Below are 23,942 nucleotides of genomic sequence, written 5' to 3' on the forward strand. Positions count from 1 at the left end.
TTTCTTGGTTCGTTTATATTACAGTGCTACAGAAATTTTACAGCATCGTTTATTGCCTTTATCGTGCTTTGATTGACACAATTCATAATGATGGAGTGGAGCACGCAGGGTATCTATCATTTTTAATCCTGTTATCAATATTCCCTTTTCTCATCGTTTTAATGGCTGTGGCGTCAACATTCGCAAATTTCTTAGACCAGTATAACATTGGCTGGGTATTTATCATTGATAACATGCCACAGGATATTTTATCATCTTTGATGCCGCGTATCAGAGAGATAATATCAGGCCCGCCGCAAAGCTTACTAACTTTAGCAATTGTAGGCGCTGTTTGGACCGCCTCGTCAACAATTGAAGGGCTAAGAACAATATTGAACAAAGCTTATAAAGTTCCGGTTTCGCCACCTTATATATTAAGAAGGTTGTTAAGTATACTACAATTTTTAGTGATCACGCTTATTATAACTCTAACTATAGTGTTCTCTACATTAGTGCCAATGCTAATTGATTTTTCCTATCAGGGGATTAGTTATACTAAATATCTCCTCATTGAATTTGTACTTTTCACAGTAGTCTCTTGGCTATATTTTATGTTGCCAAACATAAAACAAAATTTATCAGACGTCTTTCCTGGATCTTGTGTGGCTGTTATTCTTTGGACAATTTCTGCTTCAGCTTTCAAGCAATACTTAAAAGCTTCCTTTGATCAACTGAATTTGATATATGGAAGTTTAGGTGGTATGGTAGTGTCATTACTATTTTTTTATATGCTAAGTTTGATTTTTATATATGGAGCAAAATTTAATTTTCAGCTAAAATATTTCAATGAATCTCGCTAAGGAGAAAGAAATGAGTAAGTTAGAAGGTAAAGTAGCTTTAATCACCGGAGCTTCAGGTGAAATAGGCTCTGCTGTTGCAAAAAGATTTGTAAAAGAAGGTGCATGTGTAATTCTGATTTCAAGATCTCTTGATAATCTCAAGCCACTATATAATGAAATTGAAGAGCTTGAAGAATTTAAAGAAGGCTCTGTGAAACTAATTCAGCTTGATCTTTTAGACTTTGAGAATGTAAAGATACTGACAAACATGATAGAAAGCCTGAAATTATCAGAATCTGGAGCACTTGATATATTAGTTGCATGTACTGGAATTTTAGGCAAATTGAACCCTATTCACGACTGTGAGATTGAAGAGCTACAGAACGTAATGAATACAAATTTTACTGCCAATTGGTACTTACTAAAAAACTTAGATCCAATGCTAAAGAAGTCTAATGCTGGAAGAGTGATATTCATGACCTCAGAGGTGACACTTTCTCCTTCCTCTTATCCATATTGGATGCCGTATGCTGCAAGTAAAGTTGCACTAGAAATAATGGTGCAGATATATGCATCTGAGACAAAACATACAAAATTATGTGTAAATGCTGTATACACGAAAGGACCTGTGGGTAGTGAGCAGGCATTTCCTGGATCTGAATTGGTGTCACCTGATAAACTAACAGACAAATTTGTGGAGTTAGCTTCTAACGATTGCAGCGTATCAGGAAAAATCTTACCGCTTAGCAAATCTCCCGAATAAATTACACTAGAAAGGATGTCATCCCAGTGCCCAGACACTGGGATCTAGTTTTTAATTTAACATAATCAAGAACGTTGTGTTTTACTTTTATGCTTACCAAATTAGTTTACAATCAAAGTTTCCTGGATCCCAGTGTCTGGGCACTGGGATGACAGGAGATACCGTCTTGTTAGTCAACAAAAAAATTATAAAAATTTCCCAAGTTGCATCATAAAATCAAAAAATACTTCCAATTGTGTAACAGTACACAGATTATAGTTAGTGGATATGTTGATAAGTAAATTAGTTTTATACGCACAAAACAGATGAAGTTTACTTATCAACATATCCACTAACCAACAACATTCAATAAATTTGTGTAAGATACCACTTTACATAAGATAGATAGGAAGCATTTTTGATTTTAAAGTACTAAACCTTCAGTCAACCTCCTAGCCCTGTAGTTTTTGATATGGTTAGGATCAAAAGCACTTTTGGATGTCAGAATACCGAAAATGATATGGAGTAGCTTACGCATTGCAGCACCAACGATGGCCATATTATGCTTACCCTTTTCCTTTAATCTTTGGCAAAAGCTCATAATGATAGGATTGTGATTCTTAGCTACTATGGCAGGAAAGAAAAGTGCCTTACGTAATGTTTGTGAACCGGATTTACTTAATCTGGGTTTGGCATATACAGAGGAACCTGACGTCATATTTCGTGGTATAACTCCTGTATATGCTGCCAATTGCCTGGCATCTCTAAAAACCTCTATATCAGAAACTTCAGCTAAAATAGCTATTGCTGATTCTTCTCCTATGCCTGGAATAGTCAATAGAAGTTGAAAATTTTCCAACAATTCTTTGTGTTGATTTAATAGTTCACGTACGGAGTTTTTTATTGTTTCTATTTTTTGAGCTATATTCATTGCAAGGTCTTCCCAAGCATTTGCAACTTCTTTAGGCAGTCTCTCTTTTTTTTCTAAGTGGTTATTTACTAATGTTAACTCATCTTTTAACGCAACTGAGCAACGATAAAGATGTTTTAATTTTTTCATTTCAGGAGAAGGTGGTGTCCAACTAGAAGGTTCCTGTCTTTGGCAATAATCAGCAATAACTTCTGCATCGGTCTGATCATTCTTTTGTCGTATCAGCTTACTCCTTGCATAAGATTTTATGCAATAAGGATTTACAACACTTACAAAATGTCCAGCATTGTGTAGAAATTCAGCCAGTGCTTCGCTATAACAACCAGTAGATTCCATGCAGGTTTTTACTTTTTCTACATTATGTTTGTGTAGAAAATTCAGTAGACTTTGAAACCCATGATCATCGTTCTTAAAGCTTCTTTTTCTAGTTTCACGCTTTCCTTTTTTGCTTATAAATGAGAGAAAAACATCAAAGCGATCTTTTGATATATCTATGCCCAAAAAGTTGTTGATCATATATAACCCCATACGTTACCATTAAAAATGAAAAGTAAGGCTAGTCTTGTGAATACAGAATTAGAACCATTCAGGTCTTTCTACGATACCGTCCAGCCTATACTTTTGAGAAGGGAATTCTTATCTCCTCTACAGATTTTATATCTAAGAGGAAGCACAGAGTTCCTCCCTTCTCCACCTAATGCTTAAGCTTAAAACATTAGATGCTTTTGACAAGATACAAGAGTAAAGATCTTTTTTCATAGATATCTTAACACTTTTTTCTTCTTTTGTAGTTGGCGGACGAGTAAGAAAGTGAACCTTTGGTGCACCACTAATTATTGCCATTGGTGTTTGCTCTGCCCCTTTTCCCATAACTAAAACAGCAGATGTTGCCAGTGCATCAAGAAGATTGACTTGTGTTACTTGCAGTGATTGATTATAAAGATCTGGCTTGCCTATATAGGAATAAAGTGGTTCAAATCCACACCAACCAAGAGCAACGCCCGTAACCCCACGACGCATAGGTGTTACATTACTATCTGTAATCAAAATACCAAGATGTTTTATGCAGTGTTTTGTCTTGAGATAGTTCCATATTGATAGAGCTGTTTTCTGAACATCTTTTGGATATAGAATATACACCTCATTACCATTTGATTCATCAATACCAGCAGATGGAATTAAGATATTATCTTTAATCGTTAAACAGATACTGTGAGCCATATCAACAATTGCATCAGCTTCTCTTTTGATTAGCTCTTCTTTAGAACAAGCAGTTTTGCAAACCACTTGTTTTTGACAAACGGAAATGATTTTTGATGTGATAGCAAGAACAACTTCCTCTCTTAGCAACTTTGAAACATAGCGATCAAGAACCTGCTCTAATACTTCTCCACATTCAATGCGGTGGGTATAAATTGCTTTAACATACATACTATTACATCAAAAAGTTTCTCATAAAAGCCCTCTTGCCTGTTGTTTCAGTTGGCATAATTTACAATTAAGAGACTTAATGAGCTTCACAATTTTTTCTTCCATCTTTATCACGTGTTAACCTACATATAGTATAATCTTTTGTTTTAGCAAGAGCGGTTTTATACCATCCATCAAGAAGTGTTAAGTTGAAATATACATCACCTTTATAAAGTCTGTGAATTTCTGTTATGATAAACTCTGAAATTAGATCATACTCCAAAAAAAGGTGCGCTATTTGTGCTCCACCAATCATGAAGATTTGAGGGTAACTCCAATTACCTTGGATTGACAAGAACTCTTGCATAGAAGAAACAATAGTGCATTCTATGCCTTTATTAAAACAAGGACTTAATTTGTTACGAGAAAAAACAATAGGCTTTAATATGTTTTGTGGTATTGTTTCAAATGTTTTTCTTCCCATAACAATAACTTGTTTGTCAGTCACCTGACGAAAATGATCTAACTCACTTGGATAATGCCAGGGCAATCCATTATTTATTCCAATCACCCCCTTGGGATCAACAGCCATAATTCCGATAATCTTCATTCCTGTAAAGCAGCTTGAGCTACAAAAAATCGCATGTGATCACGCACATTATGCACTCGAAGGAAATCAACCTTGTTGTGCAATGCAGATGATAAAGCAATTGTTTCTAAATCTAGGTTAAAGACAGGTTCTGTAGAAAAAGAAGAAATAAATGACTTTCTAGAATGACCAACCAGAACTTTGCAGCCAAAACTTCGCAATGCTTCTATATTGCGTAAAAGCCAGATATTCTGATATAGAGATTTTCCAAAACCAATACCAGGATCAATAATTATCGAGCTTTGATCAAAACCTAGGGTAAGTAACCTGCTAATGCTCTTCTCTGCCCAATTATTTATGATATCAATTGGGTCAGTGTCGTCTGGAATAATGTTGTCTCTATGTGGTGGTATTGAAAGTGAATGCATAATAACGATGCTGCAACCATTACTAGCAATTGCTTTTAAGGTATTATTATCTAGAGCTTCCTTCTGATTGTTTACCCAGGCAATGTTGTAGTGTTCCAAAACATTTAAAATAACGTCTGGCCAGAAGCTATCAATGCTGACTTTAATATCACCAACTTTCATATACTGATTGAGATTATCAAGTACTGGCTTTAGACGTGCATACTCTTCCTCTGGGATCTGCATTAAAGATCCAGGTCTTGTTGATTGAGCACCAAGTTCAACTATGCTTGCACCATCTGATAACAGCCGCAGTGCCTGCTTGGTTGCTTGATCTGAATCATAATAAAGACCACCATCTGAAAATGAATCAGGAGTAATATTGACAATACCTACAAGCTCTGGTGAAAGCGTAAAACTCCTTAAAAAGCAATCCTTAATGTTAGGGTTAACAGTACCAAACGTTTTGTTAACTACTGCCATGGGGCTCAGCATTGCCATCAAGTGAAGCAAAAATGGTCTGTTTATCAATTCTGGGTGAGGAATTCTAAGGTAGGGTGTATCGAGCGTTAGATCATCCCATAACAAAATATCCAAATCAATAACGCGAGGTGCCCACTTTTCATAGACCTGCGAACGGCCAATATCACACTCAATTTGTTTTAGACCTTTTAATAGCTCTTCGGGAGAAGAAGAACAACTTCCATAGACAATCATGTTGAGAAATGGCTTATCCCACTCAGGTGGAGCACCGTTTGGTAAAATGGCCTTAGTTTCTAGAATGATCGAAGACTTTAAATCTTTAAAATAGCGTTCCTTTAGTAACTGAGCAGCCCTTTGTAAATGGGAAAAGCGATTTCCTATATTTGAGCCAATAGAAATATAGATCATTAGTTATCTTCCTGTTCTTGTAATGTATTACAATAAGTAAAGAGAACACCTCCATGCACACCGGGAACGGGTGGTGCAACTTTGTGAGCAGTCACTCTTATGGAAGAAATAATATGTTTTTTTTGCACCAAAAGATTATTAATGGCTCTGTATATATCATGGGTTAAGTGCTCGATTAAATTGAATTGCTTGCTTTGAACGAGAGATTGAATACTCTGAACTACCTCCAAGTAGCATATAGTATCCTCAAGCCGGTCAGTTGTAAGTCCTAAAGGGGGGGATTTAAAGGTAAAATCAATATTAACACTAACTAATTGAGAATGAAACTTCTCTTCTGCACTACATCCTAAATGAACCCAAAGCCGCAGGTCAGATATAAGAAGATTACATTGCATTTTAATATCACTGAGTTTAATCTACTTACAATTAATGACACACACTAGCGTTCATCATCCCGTCAAGGAAAACCCCACAAGAGTTTTGCTCCTTTTTTAGCGCCTTGCATGGCTTTCTCTTGCTCTTCTTCGCTTAAGTCTGCAATAAGATTTGCACATTCCTCAGAATGCCATTCATCAGCATGCATATGAACCGTAAAAAATTGAAGAGAACGCTCATCACTTATTGAATAGTGTTTTTTTAAACCTTCAATTTTAGACTTAGAAACCTCTGGAGTTTGACGTTCATAAGCATAAAGTGCACCCAAACCGGAAGCAAAGTCTGATCGTACAATATCAAAGTAACCATCAACTAACTCCTGTGTCTCTTTAATCTGTGCATCCTTATGGAGATCAGACCGTGTTACACCAAGCCCTTCAGCAAAACGTTTCCATAACTCTGGGTGATTTTCATCACCTTGTTCTTCTTCTATCAAATTACCAAGCAAAACCTGTCGCATTTTTAGATCTGGGCACAAAAAATGTATACCACTGATATAACGAGGAAACGCAGCAACGTGGTGATAATATTCTTTAGCATAGGTTTGTAAAGCTTGCAAGCTTAAGCTTCCTATATTCCATGATTGGTAGAATGGATGATTTAGTAAGTGCAACTCATCTAACTTATTATTCAAAGATTTAGTAAATTCCATTATTTCCTCTATTATATCAACATATAATTCATATACTATAGTTTTCTCATTGTTACGATCATGCTAAGATCAACACAATGGTGGGATTGGTAGGACTCGAACCTACGACCAATTCGTTATGAGCGAACTGCTCTAACCGACTGAGCTACAATCCCTTTTATCAATATTTATAATACACACAAAAGCAAATTTGTCTATTAGCTTATTTCACTATCAACCCAACTTAGCAAATCATTTGTTGCACCAATTTTGCGTGCAATTTCCTTACCATCTTGAAATATGATTAAAGTGGGTATAGATTGTACTCCATACTTACTTGGCACTTCAGTCCCTTCATCTATGTCGAACTTGCAGATCTTAATCTTGCCTTTTCTGTCTTTAGCCAACTGTTCAATACGCGGCATTAGACTTTTACATGGCCCACACCATTCTGCCCAAAAGTCTATCAGAACAAACCCTTTATAGTCAGTGACTTCAGATTTGAAATTTTGATCATTTACTGATATAATGTCATCACTCATAAAATACCTAAACTTAGAACGATTGCTTGTAAAATATAGCGCATCAATCAACAGTTAATCAACTAAATTCTTCTGAAAAATTGCCCTAAAGTGTCTTGCACAAACAAAAAACTTCTCACAAATGGTTATATCTGATGATTAAAGATATCCACGTTTTCCCAACCCATTAAGTCTAACTCAATGCGAGTAGGAAGAAATTCAAAGCACTTTTGGGCCAATTCTTTTCTATTTTCACGTTCCAACATTAAATCTAGCTTTTCCTTTATCTTATGGAGATACAAAACATCAGATGCAGCATAATTTTTTTGTTTGTCTGTCAAATTTTCATTTCCCCAATCAGAAGATTGCTGTTGCTTATTTAATTTGGTATCAAGTAGTTCTAAGCACAGTTCTTTTAAGCTATGATTATCTGTGTAAGTGCGAACTAACCGTGAAGCTATTTTTGTGCAATAGCACGGAAGTGCCCAAGTTTCCAAGTAATAATGTATTATGCTCAGATCAAATCGCGCGAAGTGAAATATTTTAGTTATATTTTTATCCTCTAATATTTTTCTCAAATTTGGCGCTGTGTAATCGTTCTTGAGTTGAACTAAGTGAACGTTGCCATCATTAAAAGAGAGCTGCACAAGGCATAATCTATCTCTGCTATGAAGTAGCCCCATTGCCTCGGTATCAACAGCTATAGACCTTATATCATCTGGTATTGAACTAGCTGGCAAGTCGTCTTTATATAAAAATATTCCCATAAAATTAATACATTTTTTGGCACAATTGAAAACCTATGATAATCAAAAATGAGCCTTAAGTATACGAAAAGATCATAGAAGGAACCACGCAAATTTATGGGCTCTCACATTTTTCGTGTACACGGGGTTTACAAATCGCTGTATATGCCTATAATTAAGTAAATTTAGGTTAATTTAATTGCGGGAGTAGCTCAGTTGGTAGAGCGCAACCTTGCCAAGGTTGAGGTCGAGGGTTCGAACCCCTTCTCCCGCTCTTTACTTTCAAAATCATTTCGTCAAAAATCCCTTGACATATTTCGCCAGCGCCCTTATTATGACAATAAGGGTATTTATGACTCAAAACTTGTTTTTGACCTGCAGGCTCAATGACAAAATTCAGTAAAAAACTCAGGGTATTTATTGGCGGATTACATAAAATTATAGCGGCTGCATGTCTTTTTTATTTTTTCTACATTCAGCCAAATCGCGCTTATTTTAAGCGTTAGCACATTATTACAGCGCCACTTACAGTAATATAGAGTCAAAACTCGCTACTCGGGGCTTCTTTTGCCTTTTTTTTCGTTTGGTAAATTTCTTAATGTTTATAGCTCAAAGAGAGGTGTCATTCCAGCACTTGATGCTGGAATCCAGGAATTTTATCAAGTATAAAAGTTATGTTAAAATGCACCATTTATGGAAAACTAGATCCCAGTGTCTGGGCACTGGGATGACATCATAGGGGCGCTGGGATGACACCCTGACAATCGTCATCCCGCTACGTGTTAGCGGGATCTATGCTAAGAGATACCGCGGCGGTATGACGTAGGATTGCTGTCATCCCGCTGCTTGTTAGCGGATGAGATACCGTGACGGTATGACGGTTCGCGGCGGTATGACGGTTAAGTAATTCGTCATTCCGCTACGTGTTAGCGGGATCTAGAGATACCGTGACGGTATGACGTAGGGGTTGCCGAGAACTTGTCATTCCAGTGCTTGACACTGGCATCCAGTTTTCTTTATAATTTCCTTTGTGAAAGAACAAAAGTGCTTATTTGTAACCATAGCTGGCTTACCAAATGCTGGGAAGTCTACATTGATTAACAGCATCATAGGCAAGAAAATTGCAATTGTTACACCCAAAGTGCAAACAACAAGGACGCAAATAAGGGGTATTGCAACATGCAACAACACACAAATTGTCTTTACTGACTCCCCAGGAATTTTCTCAGCAGAAACAAAACTTGAAAAAGCTTTAGTCAAATCTGCATGGTCAGCAATCAAGGGTGATGACATCACTTTGTTACTTGTTGATGTAAGCAATTATTTGAAAAATATAGAAAGAATTAAGACTATATTTACGCGGCTGCAGCGCACAAAAGGCAGATGCATTTTGGTTATCAATAAAACTGATTTGGTAAAAAGGCCAGAACTCAAGATGGCGCATGAGCATCTGAATTTGCTTTATAAATTTGAAAAAGTTTTTACGATATCAGCATTAAAGAATGATGGACTTTCTGATTTGATGAATTACTTGTCTGAAGTTGCACCGGTGAGCCCTTGGTTTTATGAAGAAGATCAAATAACCGATTCCTCGACAAATTTTTTATCAGCAGAAATTACAAGAGAAAAATTATTCTTGAACTTGCGTGAAGAATTGCCATACTCTACAGCTGTTATAACTGAACAATTTGAGGAAAAAAAAGATAAGAGTTTAGTCATCAAACAGATTGTATTCGTGTTGAAAGATAGTCATAAAAAAATAGTGCTAGGGAAAGATGGCAGTAATATTAAAAAAATTAATATCGAAGCACGTGCTGAACTAGAAAAATTATTTGAGTGCAAGGTACACCTCTTTTTATTTGTGAAAGTGCGACCTTGGATCGACCGTCCTGAGGAGTATATAGGCAATGCTTAATTCTTTGTTAGTATTTGATATTGAAACTATACCGGACATAAATTCCTGCAAGAATTTGCTGGATATTGATGACAATAGCAGTGTGGAAGAGAAAAGGGATGCATTAACAAAATACCACTTGGAAATAACAAACGGGCAAAACTCTTTTCTGCGTCAGCCCTTCCACCAAATTGTAGTTATCAGTTTTTTACTTTGCAATATAAGCCACCAGAGCGGTTACGAGGTGTTCACACTGCAAGAAATAAGATCTGGAGGCACACTAAATTCCAGTGAAAAGGAGCTAGTGAAAGGATTTTTTAACTACATATCAGAGAAAAAGCCAAGATTAGTTTCGTTCAACGGACGCACTTTTGATATACCAGTACTGAAGTATCGTGCTATGGTCCATGGCATTCAAGCAGAATACTTTCATAAAGCTGGTGATAAGTGGAATAGTTACAATCAGAGATATAGTAGTGATTGGCATTGTGACTTACTTGAAACCCTCTCTGATTTTGGAGCCTCTGCAAGAGTAAAAATGAACGAAGTTTGTGCAGCGTTTAATCTTCCTGGTAAGATTGGAGTTGATGGGTCACAAGTTATGGGCTTATACGATAGCGGCAAGATACAAGAGATTCGAGATTATTGTGAAACAGATGTGATTAACACTTATTTGATTTACTTGAGGTTCATGCATCATCAGGGAAGGATTACTACTGAAAGCTACAACAAAAGCGTGGAAGAGCTGCTTTTAGAGTGCGAAAAAAAAGAACATCTAAAAAAATTTAAAGAGGAATGGTTGTGGTGGAAATTTTTATATTGAATTTAAATGAATAGATGTTATGGAGCAATCTAATAATTGCTCCATAATAGTAGCTATCCACCTATTGCTGGGAAACTTTCATGTGCTATCTGCTCAACTTCTGCTTGTTCAATCTGAGAAGAATTTTTATTTTTTACTTCTTCGAAAAAATTTGACCCACCAAAAATATAATTTACTGCATTGGCAGCGTAATATTGAGCATTACCTAAAACTGCAGAGTTAATTCGATTTAATATCCTAACAGGATAGTAAAAGAGAGATACGTTATTATTTGATCGAAAATCACTTTCATCCACCCTATAAACGGCCTCATGATAACCATCTATTCCATGCAAATAACTTACTAGACTAGAATATCTTTCTGGTGTCGATACTCTTAATTGTGCACCTACGTGAGCATAACCAAACGAACCAGGGCACAATGCTGGCACTGGATCTCGCTGATGGTGAGTGACCCTTATGGTTTTTTCCTGAAGAGCGTCATTATAAATTTCACTGGCAGTCAGGTCAAAAACCCTTGGATCAGCAAAAGTTGCAACATGAACATCTTCAGCGCCTTCTGTTTTGTTGAGGCATAAAGCAGCTATCTTAGCAATAGCTCCTCCCATACTGTGACCTGTGAGATTGATTTTAAAATCTTTGATTTCTGATCCTTGTTTTTCAGCATGAGATTTCAAAATGCCATAAAGATTAGGCCATGAATCTGTAAATGAATTATAAAAACCACGATGAATTCTTCCACCGTCAGGTAAAAGTTCTGAAGTAGTAAAAGATGCATTTAGATCAGTGATTGCATCATTTAAGCCACGAGTACCGTGGTAAGCTATTGTTATTTCTTCACCTTTTATGAAAACATACCCAGCATCTTCTTCGAAACTATTACCAAATGGAATGATTTTATAACCTTCGCTAAAAAGTTCAGCTCTAGTTTTATACATTTTTTTAAATTCAAAAATAATATCCTCAGAAGGATTAGTTTCTTTGTGCATTCTCCCATCTGCTTCAATAGCTATAAAATCTTCCTCACTTACATTTTTACAAGTTAATATATGATGTTTTTTTTCATCTAACTTATCGTCACTATCACCATAGCTTATTTTACAGAAATTACTCATTTCCAATAATTTCTCCTTATCAAACCCTGCAATTTCTGCGATACTTTCATCTATCTGGTAAGCAGAAGGTAAAGAATGTGGTTCATTTGGGTCGCGAGGGTTTATAAATTCGTAATCTTCAATAATCTCAAATGCATCGTCTTTTTCTATGTTGTCCCCTATTAAAGAAGAGTTTGATTGTTCAGCATTGTCTAACTTTGAGCTTACATCACCTACACTAGTATTTGTGGTAAACCAATTGCGTAAAAAACTAAAATCCATAACTACCTCAATCTACTATCAGCTAAACAATTTATTTAACTATAATGTAGATTGATATTATTGTCAATAGTATTTTCTATAATCTTTCTATTGCTAGAATAAAAAAATTTTACTTCCATAGAATAAATAGTAGAGTTATAATGCACCAGCAAGCAAAAAATATTAACCTTTGTGCTAAATTTTGGTTAATATAAACGTTAGGCATATTAAAAAAGTTGTTTTTAAGGTGTTGCACTTTACTTTTGTTTTCGCTATAAGATTGCTTTAAGTTGAATTTTCAACATTTTTATATATTTACATTTAAGACAATGATTTCGAAATTTTTTGGGGGCACTTCATGAAAAAATCTATTTATACTAGAACTGCTCTAGTTTCTTTATTAACTTTATGTTCTTTCAGCAGTTTTGCAGCTGACTTTCCTGATGAGAGTATGAAGGAAATAAAAAAGCAAGAGAGCACAAAAACTTCTGGAAAAACAGAAGTTATGAAAACATCAAATAAAAAACTGAAAGAAAAGATGGACAGAATATGTAATGCTGATCCAAGAAAAAAAGCTGAAGAGCTTAAGAAAAAAGAGGAGCTAAGATTAGCAGCCGAGCAGAAGAAAAAAGAGGAGATCAGGCTAGCAAATGAGAAAAAAGCAAAGCTTATAGAGGACTCAAAAGCGAAAGCTCTAAATGCTAAGAATTCTAATATAGAAAAAGGTAAAGTTTCAAAAACTAAGGCTTCTAAAACTAAGAATGCTAAAATTAAAGCTAAAGATGTAAAGAAGGATGTAAAAGTTGTTAACAAAAATACAGAGGAAAAAGGTAAGGCAAGTCCTGTTGTTTCAGTTGGTGGAGTTGATATTATCGACACCAACCAAGGAAAAGATGGCTTAAGAATAACTTTTGGTGGTGTTGTTGATGCTCAAAGCTATGGCAAAGCAGGGCCAAGTGGTGAAGAGTATAAACGTTACAACGTTATGCCAAACAGATCTATAGAGTATTATACTGCCCCTCAGGATAAGATACAAGGAGCAAATCCCGTATTCCCTAGTGGAATAGGAAATATTGGTGATTACAGCAACGATATGGGTATGACTGCTGATGCGATATTACACCTCAGAGCAGAAAATAAAAATGAAGATTTAGGTCTTCTTTATGGTGCTGACGTGCAATTTCACGTCCCAGTTACAGAAGGCAAAGGGGCTTCACAGGGTGTTTACGCTGCAAGGAGCAGGAGTGCACATGTATTTTTAAATTCAAAACATGGTGATCTAAAGCTTGGTTATCAATTTGGTCCTGAGGCTCTGATGAGACTTGATGCAACAAGAATTGCAACTGTTGACGGAGCTGCAGATAGTGACTGGTTCAGAAAAGTGAACTTAGAAGGAAGCGCTGCGAGCTTTCCATTTTATGTAACACCACGTCTTTACACTGAAAGTTTTTCGAGTGAAAGTGAAAAATTCTCTTTCCGCATGGCAGGGAAATACAACAAAGATGTTATGACTACACTGCCATTTAGAGTTGCTTACTACTCACCAAATTATATGGGCGCAAGATTTGGTATCAGCTACTCACCTCGTTATGATAGTAGCTTGTTTACTGTAAAAGAAACAGTTCCTTTCAAGGATAGTACAGATAATGATAAAATAAAACATAAGGAAGAGATAAAACATGTCGGTCCAGACTATGAGCACATAATAAGTGCTGGTGCATCATATGAATATGACTTTGATAAATATAAGGTGAAAGTTAAAACTTCTGCAGCTGGTGAGTATGGTCAAGCGAAAAAACCAAGTAAAGATAAGCATCTTTATAAGGAATTTGTAGAGTACAATGACCTTATGGGTGTTAATTTGGGTGTAAGCGCTGATTATAAGATTAATGAGGATCAAGGCATAAAATTTGCTGCCTCTTTTGCATATCTGGGCAAATCTGGTCAACCAAAAGGTATTGAAATACTGACAAAAGATGCTAATAATAAAATTGAAAAATATGAACTGCTTCCTGATGCTAACAAAAGAATGGAAGGGCTGAAAGCTCAATTTGGTGAAGATAGTATGGACACCATGTATTGGACTGTAGGAGCTGGCTATCAATATGAGAATATCTACACAAGTTTAACATACTTTGGTAGCAGAATGAATGATGGAGATATGCTTCACGATGGCGCACTTGGCGTTCAATATGATCTATCTCCTGCATGCAGTAAGAGCAAATTTGTTCCTTACGCAGCTCTCCATTATTTTATGACTAACGAGAAACAAAACGCAAATCATAAGATTACAAAAGCAGGTAGTACCACAGAAGAGGCACCTTCTAACCAAGGAATTCTCCTTCTTACTGGTGTGAAGTTTTCTTTCTAACCAGCTAGTACACACCACAATTTAATGTGGTGTGTATCTTATTTGTTAGTGTTTATTTGTCAATCAAATAAACATATAGTGTCCTCTCTCCTGTCATCCCAGTGCATGACACTGGGATCTAAGTTATATGCAAAATTATTACGTTTACATACTTGCAAGCAAGAATAATCGAACTTTATATACAGGTATAACATCAAATCTGATTAAACGAATCTGGGAACATAAGAGTAAAGTTATTTCTGGCTTTACATCAAAATACAATGTACATAAATTAGTTCATTTTGAAGAATTTCAAGATATAAATTCAGCTCTTAATAGAGAAAGACTGTTAAAAAGTTGGAAAAGAAAATGGAAGACTGATTTGATCGAAAAAGAAAATCCAAATTGGGTAGATTTATATGATAACATAGTCAGGTAAAATTAGATCCCAGTGTCACGCACTGGGATGACACCCTATGGTTACTGGGATGACACCCTATGGTTACTGGAATGACACTCTATAGCTACTCAGATGACGGGAAAAGAACACACTGGCTTATCTACTAGCCGTATAGCTACTTTCAAATTCAATCAATTAAACAGGAGGCCCCTATGCAAACCACACTAAAAAATCATTTAGCTGGAGAATTACTTACCACCGCTACGTGCTGGAAATTAAAGCTCGCAGGTGGAGAAGTAATGGGATTCACTGACTATGATGAAGATTTAAATATTAATAATATACTCTATAAATCTTCAAGTGGATTTACAGCCAGTAGTATAATATTAAACAGCGATTTAAAAACTGATAATCTAGAAATTGAAGGGATATTAAATAGTGGTGATATTAAAGAAGAAGATGTTTTATCAGGAAAGTACGACTTTGCAAATATTGAAATATTTCTTGTGAATTATAAAGACTTGACCCAGGGAACAATGAATCTACATTCAGGAACTTTTGGTAAAGTGACATTAAGTAGTGGAAGATTTATTGTTGAAATTAGAGGGCTCTCAGCAAAGCTTGAGAGAAGCATAGCAGAATTATACTCTCCTGCATGCAGAGCACAATTTTGCGATGATAAATGCAAAGCCGATACTAAAAAATTTAGTAAAATAAGTACAATCACTAAAGTAATAGACGAAAGAAGATTTGAAGACACGAATTTAACTGAGAGTGATGAATATTATAAGCACGGAGTAGTGAAATTCTTTGGCTCAACAGCATTTGAAGGTATAGTAAAAGAATATAAAAATAAAGTAGTTACATTGTTTACTTCGCCTTCATACCAAATTTTTGCTGGAGATAAATATTCAATACTCGCAGGTTGCGATAAAACATTTCCAACTTGCAGAAGCAAGTTTAACAATACTGTAAATTTTCGTGGTGAACCCTATATATCAGGTTTTTATATTGTTTAGCAGCACAATTTTCAATATTATGAATATGCATGGAAAGGTGGCTGAGTGGTCTAAAGCACACGCTTGGAAAGCGTGCACATATGAAAATATGTCGGGGGTTCGAATCCCCCCTTTTCCGCATATTACTTCTAGAATAGTATAAAACCCGCTATGTCAGCCTCCTTTTACCCCACTTAGGTATGTACCAATATACCTAATTTTGTTACAACATTCCCAACAACATAAATTATTTTAGCAATGCTATCAATAGCATTGCTTTAAAAAGAGTGCCCATACTTTCAGTCAACCTTAAGAATTCACTAAAGATCCTATTCTTTTGTTCATCACTTGCACTTTTCATTAAAGCCTGGGTTCTTTCTTTTATGCCAAAAAGATATAAAAATTCTCTTTGAGTTAAAATCTCGCAATCTACGTGTTTTAATGAATCTTTTAATGCTTGAAAGTTCACAAGTGCAGTAATATCACTATTACCAACATTCTCAAGAAAATTAGCATACTTATGTTGTTTTATCGATTGCAAAGTGCTCTTATATGCGGGGTATACATAACCGTAATCTATAATCAAAGCAGCTCCTTTATGATTATATATCTTCTTCTCAAGTTTTTTTAATATTTCAACCCCAGTTGAACATATTTCCACCACTGCACCATCGAAACCCCCTGTCATGCAAGTAGCTGACACTGGAATCCATGATTCTTTTTTTCTGGATTCCAGTGTCACGCACTGGCATGACACCAAGAGACTGCCATCATCTTGTTTTGTCACCATATTTTCATACCACCCCTCATCACGATATACAAACTGATCTATCGGAAGAGCGTCAAAGAACTCATTTGCTAAAAAAATGGTTGGTTGTTCTGGTAGGTTGTCAATATTTTTGTGCCAATTAACATCTAAGCCTTTTAATTTTTCCTTTTGTATCTTCCGTAAAGTAGGGCTTATTTCAACTAAGTGGATTAACATTGAATTAAAAAAGCTGCTGTATTTTTTAGTGACTCTTATTATATCGTGAATGAGTGTTCCTTTGCCTGGTCCAAGTTCAACTAGAGAAAATTTTGATGGCTTTCCTAATTTTTCCCATGTATGCATTATCCAAACTGCAATTACTTCACCAAATAATTGGCTGATCTCAGGTGCAGTAGTAAAATCACCATCCTTACCAAGTGGTAATCTACTCGTATAATAGCCGTATTTTTCATGGTACAAAACGGCATTCATGAAATCACTGATGGATATTGATCCTTGACTTTTGTCAATTAATTCGTGTATATAAGTGAGCATGTTATTAATAAATGTTTAACTATAGCGTGCCATAATATAAAATAGTAGAGTATTTATATATATAGTATAAACTTAAGTTTGTGAGTAATAGTGCTTCAGTTATGGACGACAAAAACACCGATTATGTTGCCCTTATACCTCAAGATGATAGTATTGAATACAAATTTGAAGAAGCTGTCAATTTTATAGAAAACAAGGTTATAAATGCTGATGGACTAACTTTAGCGGAAGTGTTTCAAGTGCTAGTTCAAATGCTAGATGGTGATCTAGAATTGGTAAAAAAAGTACTAGCATATGCTAATATTATGGCAAAGCATGGAATGAAGGTAGCAAAAGAGTCGCAATTAAGCAGAGCTGATGTTCGCCGAGCTTTGGAAGGTAAAGAAAGTGTTGTCAATAGACAAGATTTTATAAAGAAACCACCTCTTCCACCTGCTATAAAATCGACCAAAAAGAAAAGTAGAGGTCTTTAGATGGCTGAATCTATAAAAAAATTTACTGTACAATGTGACTTCAAAGGACAAAGTTCACCTTTTGCAATATATATAGGAAATCCAAAAAGTGATGCTCATCCAATTCATCATCAAGATTCCTGGCTTGTAAAAGAACGTGGAGGGAATATCCCTAATAAAGTAAAAGAAAGTCTACAAAAATTATATAAACTATCTCAAGAAAATGGAGTCTCTTTCTCAGAGTTATGTGCGTATGCCATTACTGTGGTTAGTAATAATGATAAAAAAAGTGACGACAAGCAGTGAGATAGTTTAATCCCTCAATATTTCATTTATAGAGGTTTTCGATCTCGTCTTTTCATCCACTTTTTTTACTATAACTGCACAATAGGTTGAAATGTTATTTTTAGATGGAATAGACCCTGGTACCACTACAGAATAAGGTGGCACTTCGCCATAAAATACCTCGCTAGTTTCTCTATCAATAATCTTTGTTGATGCTCCAATAAACACACCCATGCCAAGGACTGATCCTTCTCTCACTACCACACCCTCGGCTACCTCGCTACGTGCTCCAATAAAGCAATTATCTTCTATAATGACAGGTGAAGCTTGAATAGGCTCAAGGACTCCACCTATTCCCACTCCACCGGAAATATGGCAGTTTTTTCCTATTTGCGCACAGCTACCAATCGTTGACCAGGTATCTATCATTGTTCCTGAATCAACATATGCACCAACGTTGATAAAACTTGGCATTAGAACAACATTTGTACCTATATAAGCAGATCGGCGGACAAAACACCCAGGAACTGCTCTAATTTTTAACTGGCGAAATTTCTCCTCATTCCATTCACTAAATTTGTTACCGATCTTGTCAAACCAGCAATTGGTATTGTCTATTATTTTGTTTTCTTCAGTGAGAAAATGTAATAATATTGCCTGCTTTATCCACTTATGTACTACCCATTCTCCACTTGATAGCTTTTCTGCTACTCTAATTTTGCCACTATCAAGGAGCTCAATTACCTCTTTAATTGCTATTCTTGCTGTTTCCTTTAGGTTATAGTCATTAAATTTTTCTCTATTTTTCCAAATATTTTCTATCTCACTTTGTGTTTTTTTTAGTTGCAAACCTTCCATTTGTTATATATATTAATATTAAATTTATAGCTCTGTATCATTTGAGCTTGTTACCACTTTATATGTAAGTGCTATGAAAATACAATGTAATAGTTGTACTAAAACTTACTTAGTATCTTCTGAGCAAATTGGTGCATTTGGAAGAAAGGTAAAGTGTACGAACTGCAATCATATATGGCATGAACATCTAGAAGAAGCGTCAAACAAATCGCACTCTGCTAATATACAGGAAAAAAAAATTAGTGGAAGGAATTTTTTACAAAATCTAGCATTTACCACTCTAGCTTTTGCAACAGCTACAGGGTTATGCGTCGTAATTGCTAATGGCATCTTTCCTAGAGAGATGAACAAAGCATACAAAACGATCAGTTCATATAAGGATTCAATAAGCTATAAATTAGGGTACAAAAAAGAACAAACAGAAAATCCAAATGTAAAAAAACTTGTTGTAAATAAGTTTTATCAAGACTACCTTTTTTTATCTAATTTAAGATCTAGTTAAATAGGCATAAACCATCGCCGATATCGGTATCCAGTTCCTATAGCTACTCAGATGATGCAAATAGTATTAGGGTGACAGAGTCTTAAAAATAAGTTATTTTTTAGTAAAAAACAGCTCATGAGTATTAAAATTGCACCTTCTATACTTTCAGCAGACTTTGCAAAATTAGGAGAAGAAGTAAGAAAAATTAGCGATTTAGGTGTAGATTACATACACATAGACGTTATGGATGGGAATTTCGTTCCAAATATTACAATTGGTCCTAGCGTTGTCTCTGCAATACGTAAATATAGCAATCTTCCTTTTGATGTGCATTTAATGGTCAAATCTCCTGGTAACCACATTGAAAGCTTTATAAATGCTGGTGCTGATATTATCACTGTACATGCAGAAGCAGAGATACACCTTGAGAGGTTGATAAGAAAGGTAAAGTCATACAAAAATGTAAACGACGCAAAAAAAACGATTCAAGCTGGAGTCTCAATTGTTCCTTCAACTTCCCCAAGTGTGCTTGAATACATAATACATGAGCTAGATATTGTGCTGATTATGACAGTCAACCCTGGCTTTGGAGGGCAGGAATTTATTCATTCACAGTTGAACAAGATATCTACTATAAAAAAAATAATACAGGAGCGTAATCTTAAAACACAAATTTCAGTAGATGGTGGAATTAACTTTTCTAACGCAACTGATATAATAAAAGCAGGTGCTGATATTTTAGTTGCGGGATCGGCGATATTCAAGGCTGAAGATATTAAGAAGGCCGTAAATGATCTTAAAAATCCATCGTGGTAATCCTATATAGCTAGTGCAGCCCTACGTCATACCGCGATTCATTCGCGGTATCTCAGCCGCTAACACGTAGCGGAATGTTGGCAAACCTAAGATCTTTAGCTAGTTAACACAAATTATTTCTATTATCTACCAATTTGAAAAAGTCTCTGGTCCAAGTAGTCAAGCTACTTGGATGACAAGAGGTAACGCAAGAAGTTTACTTTTAATAAAAGCCTGATGATGAATCATTATTACCAAATTTCGGCTTATTTCTGTTGCTGAAACCAGAACGAGGACGAGAAGGCTTCTTATGGTAACTTCCTCCAGGTTTTCTATTAAATGAATTATTGTAATAATTATCCCTGTCATTTGGACCATCTTTCCTTTCCTCGTTGTAAAGCTCACCTTCAAAAAACTCTCCCGTCTCTTGATCAACTCGACGTCTTGACAACTTTGGACATCCACCTTTTTCGAAGTCAATTACTAGTGCTTTGAAAGTATCATCTTGTTTAAGTATGCTCTCTATAGAATCTATGTGTTCATTAGCTACTTCACTTATGTGCATTTTTCCTTTTCTGCCATTAAGAAATTCAAGCTCTACAATAGACTTCTCTATTTTTACAACTTTGACATCAACTATAGAACCTTGTTCTAGTTCTGTTATTGAATCAATCATCATACTCTTTGCAATTTCAGCTTCAGTGCCACTCGTGGCAAAAACAGAAACTTTACCATCATCTCCTATTTCAATTTTTGCATTACTTCTTTCACACACACTGCGTATATTTTTTCCTTTAGCACCAATAGCTGCAGAAATTTTGTCTTTATCTATGTAAAATGATAACATCCTTGGTGCATGGTCTTTGACGTCATCACTGTGTTCTGAAATCACTGCATTCATTTTTTCTAAAATATGTAATCTTCCAGCTTTTGCCTGTTCTAAAGATTTTTCAACAATTTCAAAGCTTATACCAGAAATTTTCATATCCATTTGTAGTGCCGTAACCCCTTCACTAGTTCCTGCTACTTTAAAGTCCATATCACCAAGATAATCTTCATCACCCAATATATCGGAAAGTATCACATACTCGTCTTTATCTTTAATAAGGCCCATAGCAACTCCAGCAACAGGGGCCTTTATTGGCACACCCGTATCCATTAAAGCAAGAGAAGTCCCACAAACTGTTGCCATAGAAGAAGAACCATCAGACTCCAAAATTTCGGATACTACTCTTATTGTATAAGGAAATTCAGATTTATCGGGTAAAACAGGATGAATTGCTTTCCAAGCAAGTTTGCCATGACCGATTTCTCTTCTTCCTGGTGCACGTGCAGCAGAAGTTTCTCCAACAGCAAATGAGGGAAAGTTATAATGCAACATGAAATGCTCACGTCTATCCCCTTCAATATCATCCACAATTTGCTCATCTTGAGTAGTACCAAGAGCAGTAACAACCAATGCCTGAGTGTTGCCTCTTGTAAACAGCGCAGAACCGTGAGTTCTGGACAGAATATCAACTTCAACTTCTATCTGACGTATCTCATCATGCTTACGACCGTCTATCCTTACACCTTTCTTCCTAATTATTTCACGTACTAAAGATCTTTCAAAGTTTTTTACTGCATACGTAATTAACTTTTCATCTTTTCCAGTCTCTTTAAGAGTATTCAATATATTCTCTCTGACCGCTTCTAGAGCTTGAACTCGCTCTTGTTTTACTGTTTGCGAATATGCTTTTTCAAAATCTTTACCGTATTTTTCGAGCTCTTGTGTTATATCTGATGTATCAACAGGAGCAAAGCTTTCAGGCTTATTGCCAGCTGTATCAGCAAACTCTTTTATGAGCTTAATGACAGGTTTAAGGTGTTCATGGCCAAATTTTATTGCATTAAAAACATTTTCTTCAGAGAGCTCTTTCACTTCTGACTCAACCATTAAAATCGAATTTTCATCACCAGACAAAAACAGATCCAAGCTGCTTGCTTTCATCTCTTGAACAGAAGGGTTGAGTATATAGTTATTATTTTCATCACAACCAACTATCACTCCAGCTATAGTAAAGTGAAAAGGAACACCAGAAACCGCAAGAGCTGCAACAGCACCAATCAATGCTGGCACTTCAGGAGGATTGACTGTATCATAAGTTAATAGATTACACACCACACTAATTTCATCATGAAATCCTTCTGGAAAGAGTGGCCTTACACTCCTATCTATTACTCTTGAGATTAAAGTTTCTCTATCAGATGGCTTGCCTTCTCTTTTAAAAAAACCACCAGGGATCTTACCCATGGCATAGCTTTTTGCGATAAACTGCACATTTAAAGGTAGGAAATCAACGCTTTCTTCCTTCTTTTTACGTACAACAGTTACTAAAACAGAAGTATCACCGTAATTTACAACTACTGAACCATGAGCTTGGCGTGCTATTTTTCCTGTTTCTAAAGATAAGGCACGACCACCCCACTCTATAGATTTTTTTATAATTTTAAACATATTAAATTCCTCGATTATTTTCTAATGCCTAACTTCTCTATTAATTCCTGATAGGCTTCATTACCAAATTTACGCTTTATATAATTTAAGTGCTTGCGTCTTCTACCTATCAATATAAGTAAACCACGCTTAGAGTGATGGTCATGCTTGTGCACTTTAAAATGCTCAGTTAAGTTACTGATCCTCTCGGTCAAAATTGCACATTGTACAAAAGATGAACCTGTATCATCCTCTTTAATCGCATATATATTTATCAAACTCTTTTTCTTTTCGGATGTTATCGACATCTAAACCTCATTTTAAATATTAAAAACACGAATAGGTTTCACACAACCATAAATAAAACTGCAGATTGCAATAGGTACACTACCCACTATCGTACAACAAATATCATAATTCTTTAAATTACGCAAGTTATTTAATACAACTTCCTGACCTTTTCCGATTTTCCCCGCATCTTCTGGGGAAATTTCAATTTTGAACATCGATTTTAAAGCCGATTCAATGGGAATGATGAAACTTTTTGCATTACTCCCTGTATCTTCTATTACTCCAGTATCACCTTTTGTTATCGGAGAGTAAGTTATTGTGTTTCTTTCAGCGAGCTGTTCAATTGTCACTGATTCGTTTTCTCTAAAGTCACCTACCATAGTTCTTCTTAATTTCGTAATGTGTCCAAAACAATTTAATGCAATGCCAAGATCCCGAGCAATTGATCTCACATATACACCACTACCGCACATCATAGAAAAATTTGCACTATTATTTATGGTGTCCACAGATATCAATTTCAGCTCATGTATTTTGACTTGTCGGGGTTTTATATTTACCTTTTGCCCACTTCTTGCCAATTTATACGCCCTTGCTCCTTTAATTTTTATTGCTGAAAATTGAGGAGGAGTCTGCTTGATCTCACCAATAAAATTTTTAATTGCACAATTTATTTGATTATATTCGGGTTTTATATCGCTAGTTCTAATGATATCACCACCCAAATCATCCGTTGTTCTTTGTTCGCCCCATTTTATTGTAAAATCGTATGCCTTTAAGTCACAAGATAAATACGGTATAGTTTTTGTTGCCTCGCCAAGAGCAATTGGCAACACACCTGAAGCTAAAGGATCAAGTGTTCCCAGATGACCAGCTTTCTTAATTCCAAAGATCTTTTTAACTTGGGTTACAGCTTGTGCAGAACTAATTCCTATTGGTTTATCGAGATTCAGCCAGCCGTGTATCATATGTGAATTATATACAGCTGATGACAGTTTAGGAAGCAGCTTGAAATATATACTTTAAATAATAATGTAAAAAATAGCTTGACTAACAT

Annotated in this window: 27 protein-coding genes and 3 tRNA genes; 15 read left to right on the top strand and 15 right to left on the bottom strand. The window is 35.6% G+C overall.

Annotated features, from left to right (window positions below; all coding sequences use genetic code 11):
* Window positions 1-23 precede the first annotated feature (23 nt).
* From ABWU75_RS03125 to ABWU75_RS03135, 3 genes are all read left to right on the top strand, one after another.
* Entirely contained in the window at window positions 24-839 is an 816-nt protein-coding gene (locus ABWU75_RS03125; protein ID WP_253309333.1) for a YihY/virulence factor BrkB family protein, read from the top strand.
* Window positions 826-1,581, top strand: a complete 756-nt coding sequence (locus ABWU75_RS03130) for an SDR family oxidoreductase (protein ID WP_264687976.1) — start codon at window positions 826-828, stop codon at window positions 1,579-1,581. Before ABWU75_RS03125 ends, ABWU75_RS03130 begins: the two co-directional genes overlap by 14 nt.
* A 76-nt stretch (window positions 1,582-1,657) precedes the next feature.
* Window positions 1,658-1,795, top strand: coding sequence for a hypothetical protein (locus ABWU75_RS03135; RefSeq protein ID WP_353286591.1), 138 nt, complete (start codon window positions 1,658-1,660; stop codon window positions 1,793-1,795).
* 189 nt (window positions 1,796-1,984) lie between these two features.
* Here the strand turns inward: ABWU75_RS03135 and ABWU75_RS03140 are convergent, their stop codons facing one another.
* The 9 genes from ABWU75_RS03140 to ABWU75_RS03180 all read right to left on the bottom strand — a co-directional run bounded on the left by ABWU75_RS03140 (window position 1,985) and on the right by ABWU75_RS03180 (window position 8,142).
* On the bottom strand, window positions 1,985-3,007 hold the full coding sequence (locus tag ABWU75_RS03140) for an IS110 family transposase (RefSeq protein ID WP_353286589.1): 1,023 nt from the start codon (window positions 3,005-3,007) through the stop codon (window positions 1,985-1,987).
* Between the two features lie 144 nt (window positions 3,008-3,151).
* Complete coding sequence (locus ABWU75_RS03145; RefSeq protein WP_353286592.1) at window positions 3,152-3,922, bottom strand: putative folate metabolism gamma-glutamate ligase; 771 nt, start codon at window positions 3,920-3,922, stop codon at window positions 3,152-3,154.
* 76 nt (window positions 3,923-3,998) lie between these two features.
* Window positions 3,999-4,511 (bottom strand): dihydrofolate reductase, encoded by a 513-nt coding sequence (locus tag ABWU75_RS03150; RefSeq protein WP_264731251.1) that lies wholly within the window; start codon window positions 4,509-4,511, stop codon window positions 3,999-4,001.
* Window positions 4,508-5,788, bottom strand: coding sequence for a dihydropteroate synthase (gene folP / locus ABWU75_RS03155; protein ID WP_353286593.1), 1,281 nt, complete (start codon window positions 5,786-5,788; stop codon window positions 4,508-4,510). The genes ABWU75_RS03150 and folP overlap by 4 nt, the downstream gene beginning before the upstream one ends.
* The gene (locus tag ABWU75_RS03160) at window positions 5,788-6,183 is read right to left on the bottom strand and encodes a dihydroneopterin aldolase (protein WP_264731255.1); all 396 of its coding nucleotides are present in this window, start codon (window positions 6,181-6,183) and stop codon (window positions 5,788-5,790) included. The genes folP and ABWU75_RS03160 overlap by 1 nt, the downstream gene beginning before the upstream one ends.
* Window positions 6,184-6,245: 62 nt before the next feature.
* Complete coding sequence (locus ABWU75_RS03165) at window positions 6,246-6,875, bottom strand: CADD family putative folate metabolism protein (RefSeq protein ID WP_410541774.1); 630 nt, start codon at window positions 6,873-6,875, stop codon at window positions 6,246-6,248.
* A gap of 78 nt (window positions 6,876-6,953) precedes the next feature.
* Window positions 6,954-7,030 (bottom strand) — tRNA-Ile (locus ABWU75_RS03170).
* 42 nt (window positions 7,031-7,072) lie between these two features.
* Window positions 7,073-7,396: a thioredoxin gene (gene trxA, locus ABWU75_RS03175; RefSeq protein WP_253309585.1), complete on the bottom strand. Its 324-nt coding sequence runs from the start codon at window positions 7,394-7,396 to the stop codon at window positions 7,073-7,075.
* A gap of 125 nt (window positions 7,397-7,521) precedes the next feature.
* Window positions 7,522-8,142: a ribonuclease D gene (locus tag ABWU75_RS03180; protein ID WP_264731256.1), complete on the bottom strand. Its 621-nt coding sequence runs from the start codon at window positions 8,140-8,142 to the stop codon at window positions 7,522-7,524.
* Window positions 8,143-8,322: 180 nt separating this feature from the next.
* Here ABWU75_RS03180 and ABWU75_RS03185 point away from each other — a divergent pair.
* The 4 genes from ABWU75_RS03185 (at window position 8,323) to ABWU75_RS03200 (ending at window position 10,838) form a co-directional block, all read left to right on the top strand.
* A tRNA-Gly gene (locus tag ABWU75_RS03185) sits at window positions 8,323-8,395 on the top strand.
* A gap of 324 nt (window positions 8,396-8,719) precedes the next feature.
* Entirely contained in the window at window positions 8,720-8,860 is a 141-nt protein-coding gene (locus ABWU75_RS03190; RefSeq protein ID WP_264736007.1) for a hypothetical protein, read from the top strand.
* 291 nt (window positions 8,861-9,151) lie between these two features.
* Window positions 9,152-10,036, top strand: coding sequence for a GTPase Era (era, locus tag ABWU75_RS03195; RefSeq protein WP_353286594.1), 885 nt, complete (start codon window positions 9,152-9,154; stop codon window positions 10,034-10,036).
* Entirely contained in the window at window positions 10,029-10,838 is an 810-nt protein-coding gene (locus ABWU75_RS03200) for a 3'-5' exonuclease (protein WP_406719025.1), read from the top strand. The genes era and ABWU75_RS03200 overlap by 8 nt, the downstream gene beginning before the upstream one ends.
* Before the next feature lie 53 nt (window positions 10,839-10,891).
* Here ABWU75_RS03200 and ABWU75_RS03205 read toward each other — a convergent pair whose 3' ends face one another.
* Complete coding sequence (locus ABWU75_RS03205) at window positions 10,892-12,214, bottom strand: lipase family protein (protein ID WP_353286595.1); 1,323 nt, start codon at window positions 12,212-12,214, stop codon at window positions 10,892-10,894.
* A 337-nt stretch (window positions 12,215-12,551) separates the two neighbouring features.
* Here ABWU75_RS03205 and ABWU75_RS03210 point away from each other — a divergent pair, with 337 nt between their 5' ends.
* From ABWU75_RS03210 to ABWU75_RS03225, 4 genes are all read left to right on the top strand, one after another.
* Window positions 12,552-14,564 (top strand): porin, encoded by a 2,013-nt coding sequence (locus tag ABWU75_RS03210; protein WP_353286596.1) that lies wholly within the window; start codon window positions 12,552-12,554, stop codon window positions 14,562-14,564.
* A gap of 127 nt (window positions 14,565-14,691) precedes the next feature.
* Window positions 14,692-14,982 (top strand): GIY-YIG nuclease family protein, encoded by a 291-nt coding sequence (locus ABWU75_RS03215; protein WP_253309591.1) that lies wholly within the window; start codon window positions 14,692-14,694, stop codon window positions 14,980-14,982.
* Between the two features lie 173 nt (window positions 14,983-15,155).
* Entirely contained in the window at window positions 15,156-15,962 is an 807-nt protein-coding gene (locus tag ABWU75_RS03220; RefSeq protein ID WP_353286597.1) for a DUF2163 domain-containing protein, read from the top strand.
* 31 nt (window positions 15,963-15,993) lie between these two features.
* Window positions 15,994-16,080, top strand: a tRNA-Ser gene (locus ABWU75_RS03225).
* A 108-nt stretch (window positions 16,081-16,188) separates the two neighbouring features.
* Here ABWU75_RS03225 and ABWU75_RS03230 read toward each other — a convergent pair.
* Window positions 16,189-17,244, bottom strand: a complete 1,056-nt coding sequence (locus tag ABWU75_RS03230) for a class I SAM-dependent methyltransferase (RefSeq protein WP_353286598.1) — start codon at window positions 17,242-17,244, stop codon at window positions 16,189-16,191.
* Between the two features lie 101 nt (window positions 17,245-17,345).
* Between ABWU75_RS03230 and ABWU75_RS03235 the strand changes: the two genes are divergently transcribed.
* Window positions 17,346-17,717, top strand: coding sequence for a hypothetical protein (locus ABWU75_RS03235; RefSeq protein ID WP_353273101.1), 372 nt, complete (start codon window positions 17,346-17,348; stop codon window positions 17,715-17,717).
* Window positions 17,718-18,002: a DUF2610 domain-containing protein gene (locus ABWU75_RS03240; protein ID WP_007549418.1), complete on the top strand. Its 285-nt coding sequence runs from the start codon at window positions 17,718-17,720 to the stop codon at window positions 18,000-18,002.
* A gap of 6 nt (window positions 18,003-18,008) precedes the next feature.
* On the opposite strand, the gene dapD is transcribed toward ABWU75_RS03240, so the two are convergent.
* On the bottom strand, window positions 18,009-18,839 hold the full coding sequence (gene dapD / locus ABWU75_RS03245) for a 2,3,4,5-tetrahydropyridine-2,6-dicarboxylate N-succinyltransferase (RefSeq protein ID WP_264731273.1): 831 nt from the start codon (window positions 18,837-18,839) through the stop codon (window positions 18,009-18,011).
* A gap of 73 nt (window positions 18,840-18,912) precedes the next feature.
* Between dapD and ABWU75_RS03250 the strand changes: the two genes are divergently transcribed.
* Window positions 18,913-19,341 carry a zinc-ribbon domain-containing protein gene (locus tag ABWU75_RS03250; protein ID WP_264731275.1) on the top strand — a complete coding sequence of 143 codons (429 nt, stop codon included), beginning with the start codon at window positions 18,913-18,915 and terminating at the stop codon, window positions 19,339-19,341.
* A gap of 117 nt (window positions 19,342-19,458) precedes the next feature.
* A complete protein-coding gene (rpe, locus tag ABWU75_RS03255; protein WP_353286599.1) occupies window positions 19,459-20,139 on the top strand; it encodes a ribulose-phosphate 3-epimerase in 681 nt (226 codons plus the stop codon).
* 202 nt (window positions 20,140-20,341) lie between these two features.
* Here rpe and pnp read toward each other — a convergent pair whose 3' ends face one another.
* Genes pnp through truB form a run of 3 tightly spaced genes read right to left on the bottom strand, consistent with a single transcriptional unit; the run spans window position 20,342 to window position 23,850 of the window.
* Window positions 20,342-22,615, bottom strand: a complete 2,274-nt coding sequence (pnp, locus tag ABWU75_RS03260; RefSeq protein WP_353286600.1) for a polyribonucleotide nucleotidyltransferase — start codon at window positions 22,613-22,615, stop codon at window positions 20,342-20,344.
* 14 nt (window positions 22,616-22,629) lie between these two features.
* Complete coding sequence (rpsO, locus tag ABWU75_RS03265; RefSeq protein ID WP_006279944.1) at window positions 22,630-22,902, bottom strand: 30S ribosomal protein S15; 273 nt, start codon at window positions 22,900-22,902, stop codon at window positions 22,630-22,632.
* A 12-nt stretch (window positions 22,903-22,914) separates the two neighbouring features.
* A complete protein-coding gene (truB, locus tag ABWU75_RS03270) occupies window positions 22,915-23,850 on the bottom strand; it encodes a tRNA pseudouridine(55) synthase TruB (protein WP_353287065.1) in 936 nt (311 codons plus the stop codon).
* Window positions 23,851-23,942: the final 92 nt, after the last annotated feature.

Origin of the sequence: Wolbachia endosymbiont (group A) of Anthophora plumipes (genome assembly GCF_964028115.1) — a bacterium.
In the GTDB taxonomy this organism is placed as follows: Bacteria; Pseudomonadota; Alphaproteobacteria; order Rickettsiales; family Anaplasmataceae; genus Wolbachia.